Annotated in this window: 1 protein-coding gene; it reads left to right on the forward strand. The window is 59.8% G+C overall.

Features of this window, described 5'->3' with window-relative positions; genetic code table 11:
* Window positions 1-81 precede the first annotated feature (81 nt).
* Window positions 82-7391 (forward strand): hemagglutinin repeat-containing protein (locus tag D8V06_RS10405; protein ID WP_130930923.1); only part of this gene is annotated, 7310 nt, incomplete at its 3' end.

The following is a 7391-nucleotide window of genomic DNA, read 5'->3' on the forward strand; positions in this document are numbered from 1 at the left end:
AATACGTCGCCTTACATCACGTATGTAAACGTCAGTATTTTCTATTAATGCGAGTAACCGCTTCAGTTTGTAGGTGACACCATGAACCGTCATTGTTTTCGTCTGATTTTCAGCAAGTCCTTGGGCTTCCTGATCCCGGTGGCCGAAATCACCACCACCACCGGTAAAGGCCGCCAGGCCGGACAAACCCAGGGCCGCGCCGCGCCGAACGCGCCAGGCTTTCAGTTGCAAACCTTGTTCGCCAGCGTGCTGTCGGTGATCCGACCCGACGCCCGCCGCGGCGGCCTCAAGGGCGCCATGCTGCGGCGCATCCTGGTCACCGCCGCGCTGCTGCCCGCGGCCGTCTACGCCGACATGGTGGTCGACCCCAATGGCGGGGCCAACACCCCGGGCATGTCGTCCTCGGCCAACGGCGTGCCGGTGGTCAACATCGTTGACCCGAACGCCAAAGGCTTGTCCCACAACAAATTCCAAAGTTTTGATGTGGTGCAACCCGGCGTCATCTTCAACAACAGCACCACCGATGGCGTCTCGCAGATTGGCGGGTACACCATGCACAACCCCAACTTGAATCACCAGGCCAACGCTATCCTGGTCGATGTCACCGGCACCAACCCCAGCAGCCTGGCCGGCGCCCTGGAAGTGTTCGGCGGCACCGCGGACCTGATTATTTCCAACCAGAACGGCATCAGCCTCAACGGTGTGTCGACGATCAATGCCAACAGCCTGACCACCACCACCGGTAAGGCCGTGGACTCGCCCGATGGCCTGCAATTTCTGGTCGACGGCGGCAAGGTCAAAATCGAAGCCGGCGGGGTCGACACCAGCGGCCTGACCTATTTTGACGTGGTGGCGCGCAGCATCGAATTGCAAGGCGCGGCGGGCTCCCAAGATCAAAAAACGGACATCAACCTGGTCGCCGGTCTTAACACCTATAACGCGGCGACACGCACCGCCACGGTCAACAGCACCTCCGGTGCCAACACCCCGGAATTTGCCATTGACGGCAGCCTGGCGGGGGCCATGTATGGCCACAATATTTCCCTGACCAGTACTGAAAGTGGTGCCGGCGTGCGTCACCAGGGACTGATCAAGTCCAGTGCCGACATTGCCATTTCGGCCAATGGGGATGTCGGCCTGGCCACGTTGGTGGCTGGCGGCAAAGTCGGCATCGATACCACCGGTTCGATTGCCATCGGCAATGGCACCGCAGGCCAGGGCATCGACGCGCAAAAAGCGGTGACCCTGCACGCCGGTCACGGCATCACGGTCAGCAACGACATCAAAGGCGAGACCCTGCAGATTACCGCCAGTGACCTGTTGGTTCAGAGCGCAAACCTGATTGCCACCCAAGCCGAAGGGGCCGGCCCGGTGAGCGCGATCACGATCAAGGTTGGTAACTTTACCTTGAGCGGCACCTTGGTGGCCGTGAACTCGGCGCACATTCCTTACGGACCGAATCAGCCGCTGGTGTTGCATAACGGCAAGCTGATGGTCAAGGTCAATGGCACGGACTACAGCACCGACTTTACCCTGTCCGCCACGGCGATGATTCTCTCGGCCAACGGCGTGTCGATTGAAGCCGACAACTTCCTCAACGATGGTGGGGTGATTCAGGACACCAGCAAAAGCGGCATTAACATTGCGGCTCAACACCTGGTGAACAAGGGTATCGTCACCACCAAGGGCGACCTGAATTTGGTCGCCGATGTGCTGGAAAACCTGTGCACCGGGATTAACCAAACCCTGTGCGTGGGCTTTCTGGCCGGCGGCGATGCCAATGTCCAGGCCGGGAGCCTGACCAACGATGCCGGTCTGGGCGCGGCCGGCAACATGAACCTGACGTTGAACAGTGACAGCAGCAACGGTGTGCACGGTTCGATCAGCGGCGGGAAAAGTCTGCAGGTGCAGCAGGCGCCAGGCAGCGCGGTGCACCTGAGCTCCGATGGCGAGCTGTACAGCGGCGCTGATTTGCTGATGGTGCTCAACGAGTTGTCATTGGGCGGCGCCTCGATCACCAGCGCGGGTGGCAGTGCCACGATGCAAATCACCGGCACCCTGGAGAGCGCGGGCAAAATTGTTGTGGGCAAGGACCTGAACATCACGGCGACCGACGTCATCGCCAATGTCGGCAGCTCAATGAGCGCGGCTCATGACATCACGATCGCCGCTCAGAAAACCTACAGCTCGACCGACCAGACCCTGGTGCGTGCTGAGAACACGGCGCATATCGAGGCGCAAGAGTCGTTGAGCAACGGCGGTATCATCTACGGCGCAAACCGTGTCGACCTGCTCACCGATGGCCAGTTGACCAACGGCGCGGGCGTGGCCATTGCTGGCCAGACCATCACCCTCAAGGGCGATGCGCTGACCAATGAACGCGGCGCGACCATTGGCGCCTCGGAACTGGTGGACATTGACGTCGCTGGGGACCTGATCAACGACGCCTCGGTGATTACCGCCGGCTCCCAGGTCAACCTCCACGCTGGCGGCACCGTCTCGAACACCAACGGTTCGCAGATCATCGGCGGCGACGTGGCGATCGATGCCGCGCAGGTGATCAACAACGATGCCATGATCGTGGCCAGTGACTTGATCATCAACAGTGCCGGCGACGTGGACTTTTCCGGCCCCTCGTCCATGGTCTATGGCGACTCGATTGCCATCAACAGCCTGGGCAACCTGCACAACAGTGACGGCAGCCAGGTGTATGCCGAGACCGTGGCCTCGCTCAACAGCTTAGGGTCGCTGACCAACGATAGCGATGCGGTCATCTATGGGGCCAATGGGGTCAAGATCTCCACCGACGGTGATGTGACCAATGCCAGCGGGGCGCAGATCAACAGTGACGACAACGTCGACATCACCGCCAGCAACGTGACCAATACCGAGGCCGCGGCGATTAGTGCCGACCACGTGGCCATCAACGCCAGCCAGAATGTGCTCAATGCCCAGGATGCCGCCATCGTGGGTCAGAGCAGCGCGCAAATCAAGGCGCTGAACGGCTCGGTGACCAATACCGACGGTGCAGTGATGTCCGCCTCCGCCCTGGATATCCAGGCGCAAGACATCACCAACCAGAACGCCGGCAAACTGCGTGGCGACGACATCACCCTGACGGCCAGCAACAACTTCAAAAACACCAACGGTGGCTCCATCAAGGCGTCCAACAGCGTCACGATCGACAGCAAGAACTTTGCGGCCTCGGACAGTGAAATCCTCGCCAGCAAAGACATCCACATCGCCACCGACACCTACGCCAACACCGGCAATATTGCCTCCCAGGACACCGCCACCCTGACCATCAAACATGGTGGCGACCTGACCTTGAGCACCACGCAGAAAGCCCCGGTCGCCGCTCAGTTGTTGACCCTCAACGCGCACGACGTCACGGTCAACGACGCGCTGAACAACCCTGGCAGCATTCAGATCAATGCCAGTGGTAAGGTGCAAAACAATGACGCCATCGTGACCGGCAAAAGCCTGTTTGTCGATGCCAGCGAGTCGATCGTCAATAACACCCATGCGCTGATCTGGGCCGCCGATGACATCATGCTCAAGGCCGGGACGGCGATCAACAACCTGGAAGATGCCCTGATCATGGCCGGCGACGCCATCTCGCTGACCGCCCATGACATCCTCAACTATGCCGGGCGCATCAGTGCCGGCGGCGATTTGACCCTGGAAGCCAGCAACATCACCAACCAGGGCATCAGCACCGGTGGCTTGGTGCAGGGCCCATCGACCAGTGCCGACGGCTACTACAAGTGGAACCACGATGCACGTTATGACGAGATGTGGATCTCGATGGAACTGCCTAGTTACAGCTCCAACCGCACCACCAAGCAGGCGGTCATGGAAAGTGGCGGCAATGTCGCGATCAACCAGGGCGAGCACAAGGGCACCGGTTCCAATGTGACCAACCAGGATGGCCTGATGGTCGCCACCGGCAACATGGCGATCGACGGCAACCTGAAAAACATGACCTCGCACGATGACCTGGCGTTGTCGACCTACCTCAAAACCCCGAGCACCGTCACCATCACCGTGAAGGACAAGCTGGCGAAGAAAAATCCCACGACCCAGGTTTACTCGAGCATGTGGGACTTTTTGGACCAGACTTTTGGCCACGATGACAAGCATAAGATCTGGGGCGCGTATTACTACTATGACGGCAACACCGCCGCCGCGTTGAAAAACATCAACGATCCGAAGTTCAACCAGATCATGGCCGCCACTTTGGGGGCCGATTGGCGAACCCAGAACTATGAGACCCTGTCCACACGCTGGAATGCCTATGCCAGCGGGCAGAGCCCGGACCCGGTTAAGTCCTATTACGCCGCCACCCGGTCGGAAATCGCCACCGGTGGCAACTTTGTGCACACCGGCGGTTCCTTTGAAAACGGCGGCGGGGTCGTCCAGCAAAAAACCGTCGACGTCAGCATCGGCAAAAACGACACCACGGCCATTGCCGGTGATTTCGACAGCAGTTATGCCTACAAAAGTGCCTTTGATCCCAAGGCGCCATTGTCTGAGCTCGAAAACGCGATGAACCCGAGCTACGTCCAAGACAACCTGATCAACAATGACATGTTGTTCCAACAAACGACAAAGCCGGCACCTTTTGACCCCGATGCGTTTGCCGCGGCCGGCCTGCAAGGCAAACAAAATGGGGCCAACGGCTCCGCCACGATGACCCCAATCGTGCCGCTGTATGAAACCCGTATCGAATACGTGGACCAGAGTCAGTTTTACGGCTCCTCGTACTTTTTCGAAAGCGTGGGGTACCACGCCGACGCCCCGGTGTCGGTCATCGGTGATGCCTATTTTGACAACATGATGATCACCCAGACCATCCAGGCCACCTCCGGCACCTACATGACCGTGACCTACGGAGTGTCGGGGGCTGACATGAGCAAGCTGCTTATGGACAACGCCGGGGTTGAGGCTGAGCGTTTGGGCCTCACCGTGGGTGTGCCCTTGACCCAGGAGCAATATGACAGCCTGGAATTGGACATCGTCTGGTACGAACCGGAAGTGGTCGATGGCGTGCTGGTCCTGGTACCGAAGGTGTATTACTGCCCGGCCACGCTCGCGGCCATGGACACCACCAAAGAAGCAGATTCGGTGATCCAGGCCGGCGGCACCCTCACCACCGACAACACCGATTTCACCAACGTCAACGGGGTGGTCAAGGGCCACGACGTCACCATCACCAGCAGCGGCGATGTGCAGAACCAGGCCACCGGCGGCAGTCAAGGCGGCATCTATGCCAGCGCCGAAGGCGGCAAGCTGATCGTCGATGCCGCCGGTGACGTCAACAACCAGGGCGCCACGGTCAAAGGCAATCATATACAGGTCAAGGCCGGCGGCGACATCACCGCCTCGACCACCATGACCTATGACCAGGATGGCTCGTTGGTCTCGCGCAGCACCGGCGATATCCTCGGCAGCGGCACCGCCTCCACCGTCCATCTGACCGCGGGCAAGGATGTGGTACTGACCGGGGCCGACGTCGCCGCAGGCCGGGTGGCCGTGGATGCAACCAACCTGATCATGAACGATGTCAAGGAAGTCTCTTCCTCGCACAAAGACACCACCACCAGCGGTTTTGCCTCGCGCAACACCACGATGCAGGAAAGTGCCAGCGCCACCGGCGTGGGCAGTAACATCGTCGCCGGTTCCCTGAACATCAACACCTCCAACGACGTCCTGGTCAACGGCAGCAACATGACCGCGCTGCACTCGCGGATCGATGTCGGCGGCTCGATGATCGCCAAAACCTCGGAAAACCTGAGCTATAATCATGAAACCACTCGTCAAGTCGGCTTGACGGCAGGTGCCAGCGCTTCGGCCGGCGGGTACGTGGCCAGCGCCTCGACCAGCACCGCCCATGGCGGCAAAAGTTACGCCGGGGAGATGGCCGAAGGTGGTTTTTCCACCAAGGGCGGTGTCAATGCCCATGCTGGATTGGAAATCAGCTCGTCCGAACACAGCAACAGCAGCGTGACCCAAAGCAATTCGCAGTTGAACCTGGGGACCGGCAAGGTGACGGTGGAGGACACCTTCGACTTCGGTGGCGCCGACATCAACACCGCGAAAGGCTTTGAAAACGCCAAGCTGCGGGTCAAGGCCGGGGACATCCAGACCACCAAATACGAAAGCGTGAGCGACGACGAATCCAGCGCCAAAGGCATGTTCATCGGCCACACGGCCAGTGCCGACTCGGTGTTTATCGACGTGTCCAACGACATCGGCAAGCTGGCGACCGACGCCTCCGAAGGCATGAGTGTTGCGCCGGGCCTGACCACCCTGGAAATGCTCGGTGATGTGGAACGTATGGCGGTCGGCTCGTGGGGATCGGCCAGTGTCGGGAAGGCCATTGGCGGCGGCAGCATGTCCAACCAGACGCTGACCAAAACCGAAAACACCAACCAGGTCGGCGGTAACGTCAGTTTCACCTCCACCAAAGGTGACATCACCCTGACCGGGGTGAAAACCACCAACCCGGATGCGGTGGTCATCCTCAACGCCGGTGACCATGACGTTAACCTTAACGCGTCGAAAAGCACCACCACCAGCACCAGCAAATCCAATGTCGGCGGCATCAACGCTACCGAGACCAACAGCTGGAACCCGATAACCGGCGATACCGTCAGCGGTACGGTCGGCGTGGGCGCCAAACATAATGATTCGAGCCAGGACAACACCCATTACACCAACACCGACATCAGCGGTTCGCACGTGATTGTCAGGGCCAACGACCTGAACATGGTCGGCGCCAATATCTCCGGCAAGGTCAACGCCGACCTGAGCGGTGAACTCAACATCACCAGCGTACAGGACACGCAAAACTACACGCACACCCTGGGGGCTGGTGGCGCTTCCGCCGGTGTGGCGGTAAACAGCCATACGTTGTTTGTTGTGCCGAGTTTTGTCGGCGGTGTCGGCGGCGTCGGCGGGCAGGATTACGACAATTACCAAAAGGTGGAAAAACAGTCCGGGATCAGTGGCACGGCCGACAGCAGCATCCATGTCGGAGGCGATATGAACCTGACGGGCGGTTATGTGGCGGGCGGCGGCAACCTGCAAGTGGATGGTGCGGTGAATGCCAAAGACCTGACTGACAGCCGTAATAAAGACGGCGGTTACGGCGGCGGTGGCGTCGGCTTCAACCCCAACGGCATCGGCGGTATTGGTTTGATGGGCGGCCGTGTGGACCAGGTGCATTACAACGCCGACAACAAGGCCACGGTGGACATGAACCTGACCGGCAAGGACGGCGGCGCGGCCACCGTCAATGGCAATCTCAACACCGACATGAACAACCGTCTGGTGGTGAACCAGGATCAGAAGATCGCCGGCAACGACATCAAGCTGGGTATCCCGAC

Origin of the sequence: Pseudomonas sp. Sample_24 (genome assembly GCF_004307605.1) — a bacterium.
Lineage (GTDB): Bacteria > Pseudomonadota > Gammaproteobacteria > Pseudomonadales > Pseudomonadaceae > Aquipseudomonas.